Origin of the sequence: Gracilimonas amylolytica, from assembly GCF_002911695.1 — a bacterium.
In the GTDB taxonomy this organism is placed as follows: domain Bacteria; phylum Bacteroidota; class Rhodothermia; order Balneolales; family Balneolaceae; genus Gracilimonas; species Gracilimonas amylolytica.
Genome location: NZ_PQBS01000027.1, coordinates 135,750 through 154,481, shown reverse-complemented (window position 1 = coordinate 154,481; position 18,732 = coordinate 135,750). Strand labels below are relative to the sequence as shown.

At 44.3% G+C, this 18,732-nt stretch carries 18 protein-coding genes; 7 read left to right on the top strand and 11 right to left on the bottom strand.

All coding sequences use genetic code 11. The features are described 5' to 3' along the window. The first annotated feature begins 4 nt into the window (after nt 1-4). Complete coding sequence (locus tag C3B73_RS06855; protein WP_157939441.1) at nt 5-1,195, top strand: NHL repeat-containing protein; 1,191 nt, start codon at nt 5-7, stop codon at nt 1,193-1,195. A 464-nt stretch (nt 1,196-1,659) separates the two neighbouring features. Here C3B73_RS06855 and C3B73_RS06850 read toward each other — a convergent pair whose 3' ends face one another. Genes C3B73_RS06850 through C3B73_RS06840 form a run of 3 tightly spaced genes read right to left on the bottom strand, consistent with a single transcriptional unit; the run spans nt 1,660 to nt 5,111 of the window. Further along, nucleotides 1,660-3,144 carry a class I adenylate-forming enzyme family protein gene (locus C3B73_RS06850; protein WP_103664854.1) on the bottom strand — a complete coding sequence of 495 codons (1,485 nt, stop codon included), beginning with the start codon at nt 3,142-3,144 and terminating at the stop codon, nt 1,660-1,662. A gap of 6 nt (nt 3,145-3,150) precedes the next feature. Then, the gene (menC, locus tag C3B73_RS06845) at nt 3,151-4,224 is read right to left on the bottom strand and encodes an o-succinylbenzoate synthase (protein WP_103664853.1); all 1,074 of its coding nucleotides are present in this window, start codon (nt 4,222-4,224) and stop codon (nt 3,151-3,153) included. After that, nucleotides 4,224-5,111 carry a 1,4-dihydroxy-2-naphthoate polyprenyltransferase gene (locus C3B73_RS06840; RefSeq protein ID WP_103664852.1) on the bottom strand — a complete coding sequence of 296 codons (888 nt, stop codon included), beginning with the start codon at nt 5,109-5,111 and terminating at the stop codon, nt 4,224-4,226. Before C3B73_RS06840 ends, menC begins: the two co-directional genes overlap by 1 nt. Nucleotides 5,112-5,392: 281 nt before the next feature. On the opposite strand from C3B73_RS06840, the gene C3B73_RS06835 reads away from it, so the two are divergent. From C3B73_RS06835 to C3B73_RS06820, 4 genes are all read left to right on the top strand, one after another. Then, complete coding sequence (locus C3B73_RS06835; RefSeq protein WP_103664851.1) at nt 5,393-7,567, top strand: glutamine synthetase III family protein; 2,175 nt, start codon at nt 5,393-5,395, stop codon at nt 7,565-7,567. 83 nt (nt 7,568-7,650) lie between these two features. Then, on the top strand, nt 7,651-7,989 hold the full coding sequence (locus tag C3B73_RS06830) for a tRNA-binding protein (RefSeq protein ID WP_103664850.1): 339 nt from the start codon (nt 7,651-7,653) through the stop codon (nt 7,987-7,989). Nucleotides 7,990-8,058: 69 nt separating this feature from the next. Next, complete coding sequence (locus C3B73_RS06825; protein ID WP_103664849.1) at nt 8,059-8,511, top strand: DUF2141 domain-containing protein; 453 nt, start codon at nt 8,059-8,061, stop codon at nt 8,509-8,511. A gap of 50 nt (nt 8,512-8,561) precedes the next feature. Further along, on the top strand, nt 8,562-8,840 hold the full coding sequence (locus tag C3B73_RS06820; RefSeq protein ID WP_103664848.1) for a hypothetical protein: 279 nt from the start codon (nt 8,562-8,564) through the stop codon (nt 8,838-8,840). A 16-nt stretch (nt 8,841-8,856) separates the two neighbouring features. Here the strand turns inward: C3B73_RS06820 and C3B73_RS06815 are convergent, their stop codons facing one another. The 6 genes from C3B73_RS06815 to C3B73_RS06790 all read right to left on the bottom strand — a co-directional run bounded on the left by C3B73_RS06815 (nt 8,857) and on the right by C3B73_RS06790 (nt 14,427). Beyond that, nucleotides 8,857-9,135 (bottom strand): GNAT family N-acetyltransferase, encoded by a 279-nt coding sequence (locus C3B73_RS06815; RefSeq protein WP_103664847.1) that lies wholly within the window; start codon nt 9,133-9,135, stop codon nt 8,857-8,859. Nucleotides 9,136-9,170: 35 nt separating this feature from the next. Further along, complete coding sequence (locus C3B73_RS06810; RefSeq protein ID WP_103664846.1) at nt 9,171-10,010, bottom strand: 1,4-dihydroxy-2-naphthoyl-CoA synthase; 840 nt, start codon at nt 10,008-10,010, stop codon at nt 9,171-9,173. After that, complete coding sequence (gene menH, locus C3B73_RS06805) at nt 10,010-10,825, bottom strand: 2-succinyl-6-hydroxy-2,4-cyclohexadiene-1-carboxylate synthase (RefSeq protein ID WP_103664845.1); 816 nt, start codon at nt 10,823-10,825, stop codon at nt 10,010-10,012. Before menH ends, C3B73_RS06810 begins: the two co-directional genes overlap by 1 nt. 2 nt (nt 10,826-10,827) lie before the next feature. Beyond that, nucleotides 10,828-12,537 (bottom strand): 2-succinyl-5-enolpyruvyl-6-hydroxy-3-cyclohexene-1-carboxylic-acid synthase, encoded by a 1,710-nt coding sequence (gene menD / locus C3B73_RS06800; protein ID WP_103664844.1) that lies wholly within the window; start codon nt 12,535-12,537, stop codon nt 10,828-10,830. Next, entirely contained in the window at nt 12,524-13,990 is a 1,467-nt protein-coding gene (locus tag C3B73_RS06795; RefSeq protein ID WP_103664843.1) for an isochorismate synthase, read from the bottom strand. The genes menD and C3B73_RS06795 overlap by 14 nt, the downstream gene beginning before the upstream one ends. A gap of 161 nt (nt 13,991-14,151) precedes the next feature. Continuing rightward, nucleotides 14,152-14,427: a DUF4290 domain-containing protein gene (locus C3B73_RS06790; protein WP_103664842.1), complete on the bottom strand. Its 276-nt coding sequence runs from the start codon at nt 14,425-14,427 to the stop codon at nt 14,152-14,154. A gap of 175 nt (nt 14,428-14,602) precedes the next feature. Between C3B73_RS06790 and C3B73_RS06785 the strand changes: the two genes are divergently transcribed. Both C3B73_RS06785 and C3B73_RS06780 read left to right on the top strand, forming a co-directional pair. After that, complete coding sequence (locus C3B73_RS06785; protein ID WP_103664841.1) at nt 14,603-15,589, top strand: PLP-dependent cysteine synthase family protein; 987 nt, start codon at nt 14,603-14,605, stop codon at nt 15,587-15,589. A gap of 41 nt (nt 15,590-15,630) precedes the next feature. After that, nucleotides 15,631-15,948, top strand: coding sequence for a DUF3467 domain-containing protein (locus C3B73_RS06780; protein ID WP_103664840.1), 318 nt, complete (start codon nt 15,631-15,633; stop codon nt 15,946-15,948). Between the two features lie 61 nt (nt 15,949-16,009). On the opposite strand, the gene C3B73_RS06775 is transcribed toward C3B73_RS06780, so the two are convergent. Together C3B73_RS06775 and C3B73_RS06770 are read right to left on the bottom strand one after the other, a co-directional pair. Next, nucleotides 16,010-17,092 carry an LptF/LptG family permease gene (locus tag C3B73_RS06775; protein ID WP_103664839.1) on the bottom strand — a complete coding sequence of 361 codons (1,083 nt, stop codon included), beginning with the start codon at nt 17,090-17,092 and terminating at the stop codon, nt 16,010-16,012. After that, nucleotides 17,089-18,513: an LptF/LptG family permease gene (locus C3B73_RS06770; RefSeq protein ID WP_103664838.1), complete on the bottom strand. Its 1,425-nt coding sequence runs from the start codon at nt 18,511-18,513 to the stop codon at nt 17,089-17,091. Before C3B73_RS06770 ends, C3B73_RS06775 begins: the two co-directional genes overlap by 4 nt. Nucleotides 18,514-18,732: the final 219 nt, after the last annotated feature.

The window sequence follows — 18,732 nt, the reverse complement described above, 5'->3', positions numbered from 1 at the left end:
ATAAATGGACTACAAAACACATAGAAATTTTACCGGCTTATTAGTATCAGTACTAATGATAACCGGTTTTGGATGCGGAAGTGGTGGGGATGATACCTCTGCCATCAAAAAGGAAAACGGGGTGATCTATAATCCCTCTGTGGGGCTTTTGCAGGATGAAGAGGCACCGGTTGAGTTTGAACTGGTTGAGACCATTGATCTTTCAATGATCGAAGAACCGGTGATTAGCAATGTCGGCTATTTGCAAATTGACGACGAGGGTAATTTCTATTTCATAGACCGCCGGTTGAGCAAGCTGATCTCTTTGGATCCAGAGGGTAATCTCCGCTGGGCTGTTGGAGAAGAGGGCAAAGGCCCCGGTGATCTTGAAAGTCCGTTTGGGATGAGTCTGTATAAGGATAAGTTATATATATCGAATGTTCAGGGCTCCCGGTTAGATGAATTCGATCTGTCCGGTAATTTTATCAAAACTTATGATCTGCCTGAAGATATGCGTTTTGCTAGTATGGTCGGCATACGTGATGATGGGAAGGTCTTGATGAGTGGGGCTAATTATGGGGCCGTGGGTGCATTAGTCTATACGATGGAGATATCAGATAGCCTTAGAGTGATCAGTGATTTCAAGATCACTGAAACGGAAGCAGATGAATACAGCCGGGCAACACTCTGGGGAGGATTTGCTATGCAAGAAGATGGATTCTATTACAGTTTTGGTACCGATTATACATTTCAGATGTATGATTATGATGGCAATCTGAAGACTGAAGTTCAGAGGGAATTCGATGGTACGTTAGGTCCCGGAATATATACCAGCGAGAACAGTGTGAGTTTATATGGATTAGGTAGCATTGGTTCGCCTATATTTTTAAATAGCGACCTTTACCTGATACAGGTTGAACACCCGGTCAATATTGATGACCCACATGCTTATGCCCGCCGGGCATCAACCGGTGATACAGAATCTCCGATCTATGAGCACTTTATGGATGTGTATAATGCAGACCACGAACTGTTATATACCTTTGAGGACTCAGATTTTGTAGAAGGGTTGGGTAGTCTTTCCGTGCGGGATGATGAAGGCTACTACTATTCAGTATTCAGCAGTGATCTTTTGATCAAAAAGTATCAGGTAAACACGAAATATGAGGGGTCTGAAATGAAGGGGATGACCCAATTCCTATTGTTAATTAAGTAATATCCGGCCTCAAGGCGGATATGTACTCGATCCGAAAGTCCATCCTCGGAACACAGTCCCGGAAGCTCCTGCTTCCCGTGAAATAAGAAAGCCATGCTCGTACATTGTTTTCTAAAAACCACAAAGGCCAACCTCCGGTAAACATCAGTGGCTTTTATACCAACCAGGTGGAGGTTGTACGTCATGGTGCTAATTTACCCCGCCCTGAAGGACGGGGCTAGATCCGGTGATTTCTCAGGGATCTTCTCCAAAAAATCATAGCGTTCTAATAAACCATCATTCCGTCCGATCGTAATTGAATGTTCATCAGCTAAGGAGAGGACGGGGTGATGGATGGTGGTTTATATGAGACATGAGCTTAGTTAAAGAATAAGGTGCCACAGCTTGCTCCATCACCCGGCTCTTGTTGGTATTGGAATTTGTTCCAAAAATATACTGAGCCGAATGATGGATTGGTTAGATCCTTACCCAAACTTCTTAACCAGTTCCCAGCGTTTGACCTTTCCCGTTTCGGTCATAGGAAAATCTTTCACGATCTTGAGTTCTTTGGGGATCTTGAAGTCGATCAACATGTCTTTGAGCTGTTCCTTGATCTCTTCGATCTGCGGGGTCTTGCCATTGGTCAGGGTGACCACGGCTGTTACCCGTTCGCCCCATTCCTCATCCGGCAAGCCGATCACAACGGCTTCCTTGATCAGCGGAAGCTTGAGCATGGCTTCTTCCACTTCATTGGGGTTTACGTTCTCGCCACCGGTGACGATGAGATCGGTACGACGGGATTCAATGAAGAGGTGGCCAAAGCCATTCATGTGCCCATAGTCACCCGTATTGAACCATCCATCCTCATCAAATTTGATATCATTTTCTGAGCTGTTGTAATAACCGTCAAAGACCTGGGGACCTTTAAGCCATAACAGGCCTGACTGATTCTTGCCCAATACTTTTCCGTTTTCATCCCTGATTTGCATTTCGTTCGGAGGAAAAGGTTTTCCCACGCTTTTCAGGGGGGTGTACATACCGGACGGAGCCAGTAACGGATTGGCTATGATCTGTGCACAGGTCTCCGTCATGCCGTAACTGGAAACGATAGGAATACCCCGCTCAGCGGCTTTTCTCAGTAACTGTTGGGTAACCGGTCCGCCCCCAAGCAGGATGGATTTGAACTCGCGATGAGTTTTAAAAAGGGAGTCGTTCATCAGGCGCTTAAGCATGGTTGGGACCAAGGAGGCAGCCTGAAATCGCTTATTTTCCTCCAAAAATTCACGAACCATTTCCTCATCAAATTTACCAAGCCGGTAGATGGCCGATCCATAGATCAGCGAGCGCAAAATAATGGATATGCCTCCGATATGATTCAGAGGCAGACAAAGCAACCAAAAATGGTTGGGATCGGGTTTGAAGTTCTCAGCCGAGGCAATGGCAGCACTCAGGATCTGTCGTCTTTTCAGTGGGACGATCTTGGGTTCACTGGTGGTGCCGGAAGTAAAGAAATATCCAAAAACGAGTTCGTCGTCCAGATCATCCGCTTCAGGAAGATCTACGTTACGGGCATCAAAATTAAAGGAGTTTAGGAAGAAATTTTCATCGATCTGAATAACATTATCAAAACCGAGCCGGCTTCGGTTCTTACTGTCGCAGAAGATCAATGCAGGCTTGAGTTCATCAAGGTATTGTTCGAGATCTCCATTTTTAGCGTTTGGATCGATTGGAATAAAGGGGATACCCAGTCTCCAGCACGCTGCGATACAAAAGACCAGGACATCTGAGGATTCGGTAACGAAGGCTACCGGCCACTTTAGGGAATCTGCGTTATCTTCTACCACATCCTTAAAAAAGGCCGTAAACCGATCAAGGTCGGAATAAGTGTACATTCCATGTTTTGAAGACAAGAACACATCCTGTTTCTCATTTTTCCTGAATTCAAAATTATGTAGCCTTGATTTGAACATATACCGTTAAAGCTCTGCGAGTCCTTCTAATTCAATATTTATTCCTAAACCGGGAGTTTCCGGGATCTTAACATTCGGGGAGTTAAGCCAACTGTCTGATGTAAGATCCTCTTGTAAAAACGAGCCGGTTGACAAGCCTTGAGCATATTTAGGATCACCTAAGCCTGCTGAAAGGGCTGCAATAGCTGCCCGACCGACCGCAGATTCAAGTGCGGTAGTTAGCACAGCTTCTATAACATGAGTATCAACGATCTCTTTTGTTACGAAAATATCCTTGTAGGTCCCCATCAGCGTTGGTTTAATGATCACCACATTCATGGCTTTCACAAATGATAGTTCTTTAGCCGACCTTTTGTTCCGAAAAGATTCATCTGCAGCGATCGGAATTTTTACCGCATCAGTAACCCGCTTTAACCCGTATATATCATCTTTTATGACGGGTTGCTCGCAGTATTCAATGTCAAATTTTTCCAGTAACCTGAGGTGTTTGATGGCTTCATCCGGGAGCCAGGCCTGATTGGCATCCAATCGAATCTTAAGTTCAGGATATTTTTCACGAAGCTGCTTTATGATGCGTACTTCTCGTGTGATCTGATACCCAACTTTGATCTTGAGCGTGGAGTAACCGGCTTCTACATATTCATCAGCTTTTTTCAAAGCACTTTTGACCTCTTGAATACCAATGGTGGCATTACATTTTATGTCTGCATTGAAGTGGTCAAATAAGTGGGAAGAAAGAGATTTGCATTCACGTTTTGCGGCAAGATCATGTAACAGGGTATCCAGGCCAAAGCTGAGAGAAGGGAAGCGGTGAATTTGATCGAGGACCTTAAGGGCTTCTTTTCCGTTATTTTCTTTGATGGATGTGTTGATGTAACCTTTGTTGGTTTTCAACACCTCGATCACATCCTCAAGGTCTTCATCTGAGAAACCCGGTAAGGGTGCGACTTCCCCATAGGCTGTTATACCACTTTCGGGATCTTCATAGGTTAATATCACTCCATCCCGATGAAAAAATTTATTCCCCGAGATCTGAAGCGGGGAAGTAAACGGCAGATGATATTTATAGTATTTGAGCATTAATTCATGAGTATACCGATAGAAAACAGAAAGCCATATAATATCATAAATTTAGCCGTCTTTTCAAGCATTCCGTTGAGTTTAGTTTTATCGGTTTCTGTGCAGATCTGATAGCTGTAATATATTAGCAGTGGAGCGGCTGTAAACGGAAGGAGTATCCATTGATCAAAATCCAAAACGAAGTAGAAATGGGGTGGAATGGCGTAGGCTAAAGCCGCCATGAGTATGTACTCAAACTTCAAGGCATTTTCACCCAGTAAAACTCCAAGGGTTCTTTTGCCGGATCGCTTATCCTGCTCCACATCCCTGAGATTATTGACCACCAGAATATTGACACATAAGGCTCCCACGCCAATGGAGACCCAGAATGAAGCTTCAGACCATTCCAAAGCATTTACATAGTAGGTAGTCATAACAGCAACAAAGCCAAAGAAGATGAACACAAAGACATCTCCCAGGCCGTTATAGCCTAAGGGAAAAGGTCCACCCGTGTACAAAACCCCAAAAATGAGAGAGAGAATTCCAATCAACAACACGATCCAGCCGGCAGACCAGACCAGGTAGAGTCCCATAATAAAAGCAAGGGCCATAGTAAGAATGGTAGCACTTTTCATTTGCTCGGGTGATATTAAGCCGGAAGCTGTGGCCCTTCGGAACCCAATGCGATCTTCGGTGTCCGATCCCTTAATGAAATCAAAATAATCGTTGGCAAAGTTAGTACCGATCTGAATGAGAAGAGCACAGATCAGGGCAACGGTTGAATTTTCCCAGTTAATAAGATCAACCCGGTAAGCCAGAGAGGCTCCAACAATGACCGGAACGATAGCGGCCGGAAGAGTTTGAGGGCGTGCTGCTTCGATCCATAGTCTCAACTTTGATGAATTCAAGGAATTTAATTTTCAGGATTGGTTGTGGATAAAATGATCGTAAAAGATACAGCTTTTGAAGGTGGCTTAAAAAGTGAAGAGATAACCCAAAGCAGAAAAATTATTAAGGCTGAAAGCGGTTCAGGCTTCGGTTATTCTTAATAAAATAAAGTAAGAGGTTTAAAATGCCTGTAATAGTTATATGTTGATAAAATATTTATTAAATAAGTTGAGTAAAAGAAATAAATAGCTTTATATTTGGTCGTCATTTCAACAAATAACCAAACTTTTTAAAGAATCACATGACCAAGGCTATCCAACGATACGATAACTTAGCAGCTGCACGAAATTTCAGGCCGGGTGAGGTTAGAAGTACATCCATGGACATTCCTGAGATCTTCGGTAAGAACACCCTTACCCTGGATAAACTCGAAGAACGGCTGCCGAAAGCAGCCTGGAAAGACCTTCAGAAAACCATAGATGAAGGCGAACCTCTGAACATTGATGTAGCTGATGCGGTGGCGTTAGCCATGAAAGACTGGGCAACTGAAAAAGGTGCTACTCATTACACCCACTGGTTTCAACCACTGACGGGATCGACAGCTGAAAAGCATGATAGTTTTATCACTCCAAATCAGGGGGGTGGAGCTATGGCCGTCTTTTCCGGAAAGGAATTGATACAGGGTGAACCGGATGCTTCCAGTTTTCCGAGTGGAGGACTTCGCCCTACGTTTGAAGCTCGCGGTTATACTGCCTGGGATCCGACATCGCCGGCATTTATCATCGAGAATCAAAATGGAACTTATCTTTGTATCCCAACAGCCTTTGCTTCCTGGAAAGGGGAAGCTCTGGATCATAAAACGCCGCTCCTAAGGTCGAATGAGGCACTGAATAAAGCTACCAAAAGTGCCCTTGAGTTGTTTGGTGTTAAGACTAAGCGTGCACTTTCAACGGTTGGTTGTGAACAAGAGTACTTCCTGATCGATCAGGAATTTGTGTACCGGCGACCCGATATCCTGACCTCAGGCAGAACCCTGGTCGGTGCAAAACCCCCACGCGGACAGGAACTGGATGATCACTATTTCGGATCTATTCCGGAACGTGTTCTGTCGTATATGCTGGAAGTTGAAAAAGAATTGTATAAACTCGGTGTACCGGTCAAAACCCGGCATAATGAAGTAGCTCCAAGTCAGTATGAGCTGGCCCCGATCTTTGAGATGGCAAACGTGGCGGCCGATCACCAGCAGTTAACCATGATGGTTCTTAAAAAAGTGGCCAAAAAATACGGATTGGAATGCCTGCTCCACGAAAAACCATTCGATGGATTGAACGGTAGCGGTAAGCATTTGAACTGGTCACTTTCTACTATTGAAGGTGACAATCTGCTGGAACCGGGGGAGAGTCCACACGAGAACATGAAGTTCCTGTTCTTCTTTACGGCGGTTTTACTGGGGCTATATCGTCATCAGGATCTGGTCAGGATCTCTGTGGCACATGCCGGAAACGATCACCGTTTAGGAGCCAATGAGGCACCGCCTGCCATTATCTCTTCTTTTATTGGAGAACAACTGCATGATATTATTGAGCAATTGGTAAATGGAGGGGCAAAAAGCTCCAAACAAGGTGGATTATTAGGTCTCGGAACTCCGGTTCTTCCACATTTGCCAAAACACGCAGGGGATCGTAACCGGACCTCACCCTTTGCTTTTACCGGTAATAAATTTGAATTCCGTGCACTCGGTTCAAATCAGTCGCCTTCATTCCCGATCGTAGTATTGAACACAATTGTGGCGGAAGCGATAGAGGATATGACAGAAGACCTGAAAAAGGCCAGCAAAAAGGGTTCAATTGAAAAGGCTTTAGGTAAGGTTTTATCTGACAGACTTAAGGAATGTAAATCGGTGATCTTTAATGGTGACGGTTACTCAGATGACTGGCAAAAAGAAGCTAAAAAACGTGGTTTACTGAACCTGAAGACGACACCGGATGCCATTCCATATCTTAGCAACAAGGAAAACATCAAGCTGTTCAAAAAGTACAAAGTACTGAACGAAAAAGAGATCCATTCCCGTAAAGAGATCTGGACGGAGCAGTATATCACCACCCGTACCATTGAGGTGGATACCATTGAGTCGATCGCGAAGACCATGATCTACCCGGCAACGGTTCGATATATTGGTGAACTCAGCAAAGCGGCAGAACAGTCCGGTGATCTTGGGCTGGATAACTCAGGATCCAGATCCATGCTGGCTAAAGTAAACGACGGTTTGAATAAACTGGGATCAGCCCTCGATAAACTGGCCGATGTTCAGGCTAATCTGAAATACAAGAATACCTCAGAGCATGCAGCCAAGGTGGAGTCTGAAGTTCTTCCGGTGATGACGGAGATCCGTGATGCCATCGATTTCCTTGAGCGTTATGTTGCTGATGACTACTGGCCATTGCCGGTATATCGTGAGATGCTGTTCATCAAGTAGCCTTTTAGGTTTCTTTTAAATGGTTAAATTAAAGCCCTGTCTTTTTTTGAAGAAGACAGGGTTTTTTAATTAAATGACGTTACATGGATACTATCAGCTGGAGTGATTTTGAAAAAATAGAACTGAGAACAGGTACGATCAGGGAGGCAGAAGATTTTCCGGAGGCTCATAAACCGGCTTACAAGTTGACAATAGATTTTGGAGAACCGATAGGAAAGAAGCGTTCTTCGGCTCAGATAACGGACCTTTACTCGAAAGAGGAGTTAGTTGGGAAGCAGGTAATTGCTGTGGTAAACTTTCCTCCCAAACAGATCGGGCCCTTCATGTCCGAATGCCTGGTGACCGGATTCCCGGATGAAGAAGGCAGGGTAGTATTAGCGGTTCCTGATACTTCAGTTAAAAACGGTATGAAACTATTTTGAAAGTGCTTAGTTTTATTCAGTGATCAGTTTCGGTTCACATTATATCAAATCAAATTCAGATACTGCTTAATGAAATCAGTCTATGCTTTTTTAATAACGTCAATTTTCACCATGAATGTGTTTGCCCAGGAGATATCCTATCCGGAAAAAGAACGAAAGGTCTCAAGCTTTGAATTGGTGATCGAAGGCATTTCAGACATAGAGGGGGAAGTCCGCGTGGCTGTCTTCAATTCTGAAAAATCTTATGGTGAAAAAGAAGATCCACTCCATGCAGTAGTTCTTGAAGTCAGGAGTGATTCGGTTATCTGGGATGACGTTGAATTGCCTTATGGAAAGTATGCCATTGCCGTTTATCATGATAAAAACGTTAATGGGAAACTGGATTCTAATTTTCTTGGGATACCCAAGGAAGCCTATGGTTTTTCAAACAATGCCAGGGGAAAATTTGGCCCGGCATCCTGGAAAGATGCTCATTTCAGTATCGATGAGAAAACAAGCTCTATGTCCATTCAGGTGAAGTAACTTTCTGGTATTTATTTCCGTTTAAGTGAAAAGCCGACATATCAATTATTATGAACGATCACATCAATACTTTTGAATCACCTCAACCCAACCATCCTGAAATGGGTTTGAGAGATTGGGTTATCACGGTATTTTTGTCTTTTCTGCCTTTGATCGGCCTGGTGATGCTGATCTTTTGGTCCCTGAATGATCACATCAATCCCAATAAAAGAAACTGGGCGAGAGCAGTCCTGATCGTCTATCTGATCTTTACCGTACTCTATCTACTTTTTATACTTTTGTTTGCGGGAACAATGATGTCAGGCATGGAAGAGATGTACCGCATGTGATGCGGTCTTGGAACATTTATAATACATCCTGTAAGGACTCGTCCTTCATGATGATCGCCTTGGCAAAAGGGCATAAAGGCATCACTTTAAGATCATTATCCCTGGCAAACTGAACGCCGTGTTTCACAAGCTTTTTGCCGTATCCTTTGCCGCGACCGACCTCAAAGACCTCCGTGTGATCAATGATGATCTTGTCACTGCCGGCTTTTGAGTAGGTCATCTCAGCAATACGTTCCCCTTCCTTCTCGATAAAGAATTCACCTTTGTGATCTGTTTCCTGATGCATAATATCCATAAGAGTAGTTCCTGTTGTTTGATCTGATTAATTACCTATGACGGGGAACGGTCAAATTTATCCCAGTTCGGCTTTCGTTTTTCAAGGAAGGCATTGCGACCTTCTTCGGCTTCATCGGTCATATAGGCCAATCGTGTGGCTTCTCCGGCAAATACCTGCTGTCCCACCATGCCATCATCAATAGCATTGAAGGCAAATTTAGCCATTTTGGTAGCGGTTGGGCTTTTAGTCAGGATCTCCTGTGCCCATTCGTAAGCTACTTTTTCCAACTCATCGTGAGGAACCACTTTATTCACCATACCCATTTCGTAAGCTTCCTGAGCTGAGTAGTTTGCCCCGAGGAAAAAGATCTCCCGGGCTCGTTTTTGTCCCACCTGACGTGCTAACAGGGCTGAACCGAAACCACCATCAAAACTGGCTACATCGGTATCAGTTTGTTTGAAGATAGCGTGCTCTTTGCTGGCAAGGGTGAGATCACACACAACATGAAGGCTATGACCACCACCTACGGCCCAGCCCGGTACCACGGCAATGACCACCTTAGGCATGAACCGAATAAGCCGCTGTACCTCAAGGATATTCAGCCGTGCAATGCCATCCTCACCCTGATAACCTGTTTTGGTTCGAACCGATTGGTCACCACCTGAGCAAAAGGCCCATTTTCCATCTTTTGGAGATGGCCCCTCGCCACTGATCAAAACAACCCCTATGTTATTATCTTCCTTTGCATCACTCAGTGCCTCGTATAATTCGAAGACTGTTTTAGGGCGAAAGGCATTGCGAATCTCAGGCCGGTTAAAGGCGATCCGGGCTACTCCATTCGATTTCTTGTAAGTGATATCTTCGTATTCTTTGACCGTTTTCCAATTCATGATCAGCTATGGTTTTGTATAAATGATTTAAGAATTCTATTCAATTTTTTGGGTTGTTCCAAATGGATACGATGGCCGGCATCTTCAACAATGGTAAATGATCCGTCCGTAAGCTCTTTCTCCATTTGATTGTTGATATGGAGAAATTTAGAATCATTTTTGCCGGCAATAAGCTGAACCGGGATCGGGATCTCCGATAATCTGTCCTTTACACAGGGCATGGTTCCTGTTCCAAACCCGAGCAGTGCATTCGATAACCAGAACGGATCCTGATTCATTTGAATGTTCATCATGTTTTCCATGAAAGAAGGAGCTATGTTGGCTGAACGAAACATAGGCTTTTGTTGCCATTCAGTAAGGAACCCCTCAAAGTTACCGGTAATGGCATCTGCACGACGTGCATCCAATGCCTGCCGGGCCTGCCGTTCCGTTTCGCCTTCGATCCCAAAGGTCGCGCTCTCAAGTATCAATCCCTTGAAAAGGTCAGATCGATGAATGGAGAGCTGTAGGGCTAATCGACCACCCATGCTGTATCCATAAAGAAAGAGAGGCACATGGAGTTGTTCTGAGATCAGTTTACTGAGGTCCGCAACCTGCTCTTTGGTTGAAAACCGATAGTGGAGTTCTGCTCCTTCACTTTGTCCGTGACCCAACAAATCAATAGTTACCGGATTGCAATACTCTTTAAGGTTCTCAATAAGATGCTCAAAAACCTCTCCGCTACCCATAAATCCGTGAAGTAAAACAAGGGTAGGCAGCGCAGGATCTTCCTGATGTAACTCAAAATGATAAGCAACGCCACGAACCTTGATAGTCATGCTTAATTTTTGACCTTGAAATTCCAAAGAGCATGTCGCTGAGACATTGATTCATCCGGGCCTGTCATGACTTCCATAACGTGTAGTCCTTTCTGATTGATCAGATTTTCGAAAGTGGAAACGATCTGTTCAGGTCTTGATACCAGTGTATGGTCCACATTGTGAGCCCGGCAAAGGGCAGCGATCTTAACGCTGTGGGGTGTCTCAAAATATGGGGTGTATTTCTCCTTAAGCTGAAATACCGGGAGCATACGGAAAATGGTTCCACCACCATTATTCAAAACGACAATGACCAAAGGTTGATTAACTTTTTTAGCCAGTAAAAGGGCATTGGTGTCGTGCAAAAATGCAATGTCTCCGGTAAATAAGATCCCGGGTTTGTCCTGAGCAATACTCAATCCGATGGCCGTAGAAGTAATTCCGTCAATACCCGCTGCACCCCGGTTTACATAGATCTCTTTGCCGTCAAATTCCCCAAACAATGAAATGTCGCGCACCGGAAATGAGTTTGATGCCATGATAAACGATTTCTTGGGCTGTGTTTCCATAATCTTTGAAAACACGTATCCATCAGAAATAGGAGTGGAAGGGTGGAGCTGTTCTTCCCTGAATGTCTTGAAGGCTTTTTCAGAATCTTTCCAGGATTTCAGCCAGCTTTTATCTGCCACACCAGAAACTTCAGAGATCTTGAGTGGGGCTTTCAGGATGACCTGTTTTCCGGAAGATAATGTGCCGTCGATCCATTGATTTGGATTCATGAAGCTGATCTGCATACTATCCGCCTGTTTATCCAGGTAGGTATTTAGCGCTTTGCTGACCGGCTGTTGACCAAATCGTAATATGAGGTCAGCTTTCAGGTTCTCCCAGTTTTCCGGATTTCTTAGAAAACCGTCGAATCCCTGAATGGTATGCCGGGAGGATGGAACCATAGATCCTGGTTCAGCTAATATGGGAGCATTCAAAGCACGTGCCAGGGGAGTGATGAAATCCAGTTGATCGGATTTGGAGGTAGGACCAACCACGATCAAGGGCTTTTCAGCGGAAATGAGATCTGACCAGAAGGTTTCACCCATTTTCATAGAATCTATTTCCTGCTCATAGGTAGGCAAAGGTTTTCGTGATCTCTTTTCGTTTTCAAATTCAACCTGCCTGAGGTAGTCAGGATCCGGCTCAAAAGGTTTGGAAAAAGGGAAATTCAGGTGTGAGACGCCGGATCTTTCAACGGCCATTTGTACCGCCTGAACAGCTGCCAGCTTCAATCGCTTGTGACTGCGATCACTCGAATCAGGTTCCCCTACTTCATGATGGAATACCGGATAATGGCCAAAGATCTTTTGTTGATCGATGGTTTGGGATGCTCCAAGTCCCCTGTAATGTGGCGGACGGTCTGCACTTAAAATGATAAGCGGCACACCGGAGTGTGTAGCTTCAATAACAGCCGGATAATAGTTGGCTAAAGCCGTTCCTGACGTACACACCAAAACTGTCGGCACACCCGTCGATTTAGCGATTCCCAGGGCGAGAAAACCTGCCGATCGTTCGTCTATGGCCATGTGTTTTTTAAAGCCGGAGTGAGCCGAAAATGCAAGGGTTAACGAAGTTGAGCGGGAACCGGGAGAAATAACTACCTGCTCAATACCTTGTTCATAGAGTGCCCTAACAAATGTTGTACTCCAATAAAAAGCTGAATTCTGAGGTTCATTTTCTAGCATATTCCAACGCAGTTAACATGGGTATGAATTTCAAATTAGTCTCTTCCCATTCTTTGTGGGGATCAGAGTTCTCTACAATACCACATCCTGCGTAAAATCTCACCTCATTATTTGTTAATAATCCACTTCTGATGGCCACCACGAACTCTCCATTACCATGGGCATTGATCCATCCCACAGGGGCCGCATACCAGCCACGGTCAAAGTGTTCCAGCTTGTTGATAAAAGGCATGGCCGCATCTCTGGGATAACCACCTACAGCCGGTGTTGGGTGCAATTTTGATAAGACCTCTGTTCTGGATACTCCTTTCTTAATGGTAGCATGAACCGGAGTATATAAGTGCTGTACGTTCGATAGCTTCTTTATGCCCGGATTAACAGGATGTTCAAACACATCCGAATATTTTTGCAAATGCTCCTCGATGGCGTCAAGCACAAAGGCGTGTTCATTAAGGTCTTTCTGACTGTGAAGCAGCCGGTGTTCAAGGGCGGCATCTTCCGAAGCTGTTTTGCCACGGGAGATACTTCCTGCAAGTCCCTCAGTCTGTATTTGGCGATCGTTGAAGGAAGCCAACCGTTCCGGCGTGGAACCCAGGAATGCAGAATCTCCATCCTGACTAACCATAAAGGTATAGCAATCCGGATATTGATTCCTCAGTTGATTAAGTATGCGGGTTGCAGATGCCGGGCGGTGTAGTTCAACCTTCAATTGGCGGGCAAGTACGATCTTTTTAAAGCGGTCTGCCTTGATCAGGTCCGTAGCATTTTCAACGGCATTCACCCATTGGTTGTATTCTTCAGATTCTCTCTCCGGTATGGTAATGCTTGAGTTGAATGAGGCATCGACTTGAGTGTCATAGGTGCCGGCATCACAGATCCTTTCAAGTTTACTCAGGCAGATCATGAATGCTTCTATATTCGTGGAAACAGATGCCTTTCGATCGATCTTCTTCGTTATGGTAAGTATGGTGAGATCATCTTTTCTTACCAGCAGCCATTCGGGCAGGGTAAAGGAACCGGCACCAAATTCTCTCCATTCTTTACTGATATTATGCTCAAAAAATGAGAAGCCTCCCAGTAAATGTACCGAAGCGAGGGGATGCTTGACCTCAGAAAGATGGTAAACACTCTTTAGTAATTCCTTTCCCTCATCAGAGGCATTCCTGAAACGTTGCTCACCTGTAGTTTTGATGCGATGAACTGCTCCTGCAGCTGCAATGGAGAAGTTATCAGTGGGCTTTTCCCAGAAATACTGAAAGTTGTCCGTTTTTCCATTTTGTTCCAGAACCGCCAGAGTATCAACTGTGGGAATGTGTATGGAAAAGGAAAGGAATTTGAAATCATCATTCGGTTCATTCAAGATGAACTCGAAAGCTTCTTTGAGTGCCAGTGATGAGATCTGATCACTGAAACACTCTTCAATTTTACCTACAAGGGGATTCTCTGAATCCATATGCAACAAGATTAATTTTCAATATAAATTGAAAGTACGGAATATTATAGCAATGTTAAACTAATTTTAGTTCCGTCGGAGCTATGGGAAAATAAGATCCCCATTAAAACAAGAAAAGCTTAAGGTATTGGGCTGCCGCAGATTAGGTTATTATTGTTGATTTATTCGGCGTCGTCATCCTGACCGCTTGTATAGGGATTGTAAATGCCAAATTCGGTTGGGTCGTACTCAGCCAGTTTAAAGAAGTGTTCCCAGGCAGCTTCACTTTTACCATCCTTGTCAACCCAGGTTGGGTGGCTCTGTTTGATCAATCCAACAACTCGCTTTGCGTATGAAACGCGTTCTTCAGTGTCTTCAATACGCGGCAGGGCAGCGATCATGAGGTCCAGGTTGTAGCCGCAGTCAAAATCTTTTGGTTTTTGTTGATGTATGAACATGTGATGAGATAGGTTTTGTTTCGGCTCGAAAATAAGCCTTAAAACACATATATGTAAATATTATCTGTATTTAAATATCCGAAGTGGATTAAGTGATCTTCAACGAATATTCTTAAGTGTGTGGACCAATAATTTCTTAGTTTTGGCGCACAAAAATAATCAATAAAAATAACCTATGTATCTGAACTCCATTCTGGAAGCGGTTGGCAATACCCCGCTCATCAAACTGAATCATGTAAATGGAAATTCAAAAGGCACCTTGCTTGCCAAAGTGGAATATTTCAATCCGGGTCACAGTATAAAAGACCGGATCGCAATTAAAATGATCGATGATGCTGAAGAAAAGGGATTGTTGAAACCCGGAGGCACCATTATTGAAGGAACTTCCGGAAATACCGGTATGGGGCTGGCTTTGGTAGCTGTAACCCGAGGTTATAAGTGTATTTTTACCACAACGGATAAACAGAGCAAGACCAAAGTGGATCTTTTGAAAGCTTTGGGTGCTGAGGTGATCGTATGTCCAACGAATGTAGAAGCGGATCACCCTGACAGTTATTATTCTGTGGCTAAACGATTGAGTGAGGAGATCGAAAACTCCTACTACCCCAATCAATATGACAACGAGAGTAACCTGATGGCTCATTATGAATCGACTGGGCCTGAGATATGGGAGCAGACAGAAGGTAAGATCACGCATTATGTGGCCGGAATGGGAACCGGTGGAACCATATCCGGGGTTGGAAAGTACCTGAAAGAGCAGAATCCTGACATCAAAGTGATCGGTATTGACAGTTTCGGGTCCGTTTATAAAAAGTATTTTGAAACCGGTGAATTTGATAAGAATGAGATCAAACCCTATATGACTGAGGGGATAGGCGAAGATATTATTCCCGGAACCATTGACTTTGACTACGTGGATGAAGTGATACAGGTGAATGACAAAGACTCTGCAAATGTGACCCGTAGACTGGCTCGCGAAGAGGGATTACTTGTTGGGTGGTCGTGTGGAGCGGCTACCATGGGAGCTTTGGAATACATCAAAGAAAACCCACTGGGTAAAGATGACCTGATGGTCATTATCATGCCGGATAGTGGTACACGTTACATTCATAAAGTGTATAATGATGAGTGGATGAAAGAGCAAGGATTTCTTGAAGAATAAGATCAGCCGTAAGTAATTAATTTCTAAAAAAAGCCAATCAAATGGATAAGAAAGATCAGACGATGAATCCCGGACAAATGGAGATCGAACTCAAAGAGGAGGAAGCAACCGGAACGTATTCAAACCTGGTTATGATCACCCATTCTCCTTCAGAATTCATACTGGATTTTATTGCCGTGATGCCCGGTTTGCCCAAAGCCAAAGTGGTCAAACGAATGATCCTGACACCGGATCATGCCAAGCGACTGGCCAATGCCCTCAACGATAATGTGGCAAGGTATGAAAAGGAACACGGAGCCATCAGCTCGAAGGATAAGGTGGATATGCATATGTATCGGGGACCACAGCCGGAGGCTTAGGAATATCGAGCCTGCCTCATCGGTAGGCAGGCATTCAACTTTTTAACACTGAATGTTGAAATTATTTTTTGGCTTCGATCAGTAATCCTATCCCCAAGAGGAAAAAGAATATATGGGGAAGGGTGGCTGCAAGTTCGGGAGATAGTGTCCCATAATACCCAAAGGGTTCAATGATCTTCATAAAAGCCAAGTAAAGGAAACTAATGGTGAGTCCTGCTGCAAGATAAGCTCCTTTTCCACCCCTGCGGCGCACACTGGCAAAGGCAAAACCAACTATAATGACAACGATAATAGAGAAAGGGTAAGCCATTCTTCCAAACAACTGAACCTGAGGGATCTCAATGCCGCCGGCTCCACTTCGCTCAATGGATGCAATGTAATCTATGGCTTCTGCGTAGGTAAGCTGATAAATATCCGAGGTTGTACGGGCCAGGTCTCTCGGAAAAACGTTGATCACGGTATCTTTGGTAGTATGAGATTCTTCGGTGTAGCTATTTTCATTGAAAACCAGCTCTTTAACGACCTCCATCTGCCAGCTTTGGGTGGAATCGATCCACACCATTCGGTTGGCATTGGTAGTACGTGTGATCCGATCGCCCTCAAACTCAAGTAGCTGTACACGGTAGGCTATATTCTTGTTCTTATCAAAGTAGTTGACCTGAAGTTTTGTATGAGGTGAGGGTTGCCTGTAAATATCATTCTGATCGATCTTTTCCGATTTATTTTTCAGGTATCGCTCTTCAAAGGCAATACGTTCTGCATTCGATCTGGGTATCACATTTGCATCCAGGTAGCTGATGCCCAATGCGCAAAGTATTGCAAAAACAAGGTAGGGCACAATAAGCCGGTATAAACTTACCCCGGCCGCTTTCAGGGCTGTGATCTCAAGCCGGTCAGAGAGTTGTCCCGTTAAGAACAGGCAGGCCACAAAAACCGCCACCGGGATCACCAGGCGTGTCATCTCAGGAATGTAGTTCAGGTAGTAATTCTTGAAGATCTGACCCATTTCGGCCCCCTGATCTGCAAAATCATCACTATTCTCGGAAAAATCGATCATAATGAAAATGAAGATCAGCATCACCAGTACAAATACGGTAATGGTCAGCAGTCGGAAAAATATGTATCGGTCAAATCGGTTGATCACTGTTTTCGGAATAGGTCTTTAAAGCTGAAGCCGGTTGAAAGATGAATGATCAGGTAAATACCTGCAATGGATAATAGGATGTTGAAGGTCCACATACCAACAAAGGGTGTCACCATCAGGCGGTCGGCCAGTTTTTCTCCCTGTATGAGGGATACCCAGTAGAAGGTCAGAACCACGGTACTGATGAGAGCAGCATAACCAAAGTTACCCCGTTTGGTCATAATTCCCACCGGTGCACCGAATAAGATGAAAACCACGCAGGCAAATGGAATAGATAGTTTTTTATGGACCTCAACGAGATAGCGGGCAATACGTTTTTCCCTCCATTCCACATTGGCTTTGATGGATTCAATGCGTCCTCGATACTCTCTGATCTTGCGAGTCGATTCCTCTACCAAGCGTCGTTGAATATCGGCCTTATCAAAATGATTGACCATCACGTAGTCGGAATTTGACCCGGGAATGGAGTCGAGGTGAGAAGGCAGTACAAGCTTTGAGGAAAAAAAGGATTCTTCACCCTGATAAACTTCTGTTGGATAAACGGGTTTATCATTGACCAGCATACCAAGCTGTTGATCGATCTCTTTGTTGAGTGAGTCGACCACGGCCAGCATGGTTCGGGAGCTCATGGTACGGTCACTTTTATTTCGTTCGTCCGGATCCGACCGCATGAAAGAGAGATCAGAGAGGTCCAGGGTCATAATATGCTTGTCAAAAGTATTCCGCTCGATGGATCCTTTATTGTTTCTCCGGGCCTGCGTGTGTTTCAGGCTGTTCCCATTAATAAGGTGTAAATCAAGAGCCTGATCCCCTTTACTCACCAATAAACCCTTTTCAGCAGTGATGATCATACGATCCCGGTTATTTTCCGGATCCTGAAAAAGAGTAATGTTGTACAAGCTGTCTGTGGTTCCATCGATCTCTTCCACTAAAAACGTGTATCCCTCAATGCCATCGTAGAAGATGTTGGGTTTAAGGTCAAAGCCCGGTTTTTTAACCCTGATATCGATGAACAGAGATCGGGCTTTTTGGTTGGCTTCCGGCAGAACGTTGTTTGAGAACCACGCTAAACCAACAAACAAAAGGACGGAGGTTACGAGTACAGGACGAATGATCTTAAGCGGATTGATACCGGATGCGCGTAAGGCGGTCAGTTCATTGAGTTCGGAGAATTTACCATAGGCCATCAGTGTGGCGACCAATACGGCCATGGGAGCGGCCAGCACAACCATATAAGCCAGGTTGGTAACAATGAGTTCTGCGATAACCGAGAGGGGAATATCCTTACCAATGAGGTTATCGATATGCAGGATCAGAAACTGCATCAGCAACAGGAACATCAGCGTAAAAAAACAAAACAGAAAGGGGTTAACGTGCCTTTTGAGCAGGTCGACCTGAAGTTTATTTATTTTGGACGCCACAGTGCTGTAATCTATAGTTTTTGTTAAGGGAGAAATATCGTTTGATTGACAGTAGAATGCCAAAAATCATTTATGATTCCATTTTCAACATATTCAAATATATGGTATTATCGTTTGCAACCATTTACATTCATCTGCAAATTAAAAAAGAAAACCACTTCAGCCTATCGCCTAAAGCTACAGAAAATAAGTAATAACCGAGCCACTACATATCCGGTG

Excerpts from the sequence above, each read along its gene's own strand:
- C3B73_RS06855 (WP_157939441.1), top strand. The coding sequence starts at position 5 with ATGGACTACAAAACACATAGAAATTTTACCGGCTTATTAGTATCAGTA.
- C3B73_RS06850 (WP_103664854.1), bottom strand. The coding sequence starts at position 3,144 with ATGTTCAAATCAAGGCTACATAATTTTGAATTCAGGAAAAATGAGAAA.
- menC (WP_103664853.1), bottom strand. The coding sequence starts at position 4,224 with ATGCTCAAATACTATAAATATCATCTGCCGTTTACTTCCCCGCTTCAG.
- C3B73_RS06835 (WP_103664851.1), top strand. The coding sequence starts at position 5,393 with ATGACCAAGGCTATCCAACGATACGATAACTTAGCAGCTGCACGAAAT.
- C3B73_RS06830 (WP_103664850.1), top strand. The coding sequence starts at position 7,651 with ATGGATACTATCAGCTGGAGTGATTTTGAAAAAATAGAACTGAGAACA.
- C3B73_RS06825 (WP_103664849.1), top strand. The coding sequence starts at position 8,059 with ATGAAATCAGTCTATGCTTTTTTAATAACGTCAATTTTCACCATGAAT.
- C3B73_RS06820 (WP_103664848.1), top strand. The coding sequence starts at position 8,562 with ATGAACGATCACATCAATACTTTTGAATCACCTCAACCCAACCATCCT.
- C3B73_RS06815 (WP_103664847.1), bottom strand. The coding sequence starts at position 9,135 with ATGGATATTATGCATCAGGAAACAGATCACAAAGGTGAATTCTTTATC.
- menH (WP_103664845.1), bottom strand. The coding sequence starts at position 10,825 with ATGACTATCAAGGTTCGTGGCGTTGCTTATCATTTTGAGTTACATCAG.
- menD (WP_103664844.1), bottom strand. The coding sequence starts at position 12,537 with ATGCTAGAAAATGAACCTCAGAATTCAGCTTTTTATTGGAGTACAACA.
- C3B73_RS06795 (WP_103664843.1), bottom strand. The coding sequence starts at position 13,990 with ATGGATTCAGAGAATCCCCTTGTAGGTAAAATTGAAGAGTGTTTCAGT.
- C3B73_RS06790 (WP_103664842.1), bottom strand. The coding sequence starts at position 14,427 with ATGTTCATACATCAACAAAAACCAAAAGATTTTGACTGCGGCTACAAC.
- C3B73_RS06785 (WP_103664841.1), top strand. The coding sequence starts at position 14,603 with ATGTATCTGAACTCCATTCTGGAAGCGGTTGGCAATACCCCGCTCATC.
- C3B73_RS06780 (WP_103664840.1), top strand. The coding sequence starts at position 15,631 with ATGGATAAGAAAGATCAGACGATGAATCCCGGACAAATGGAGATCGAA.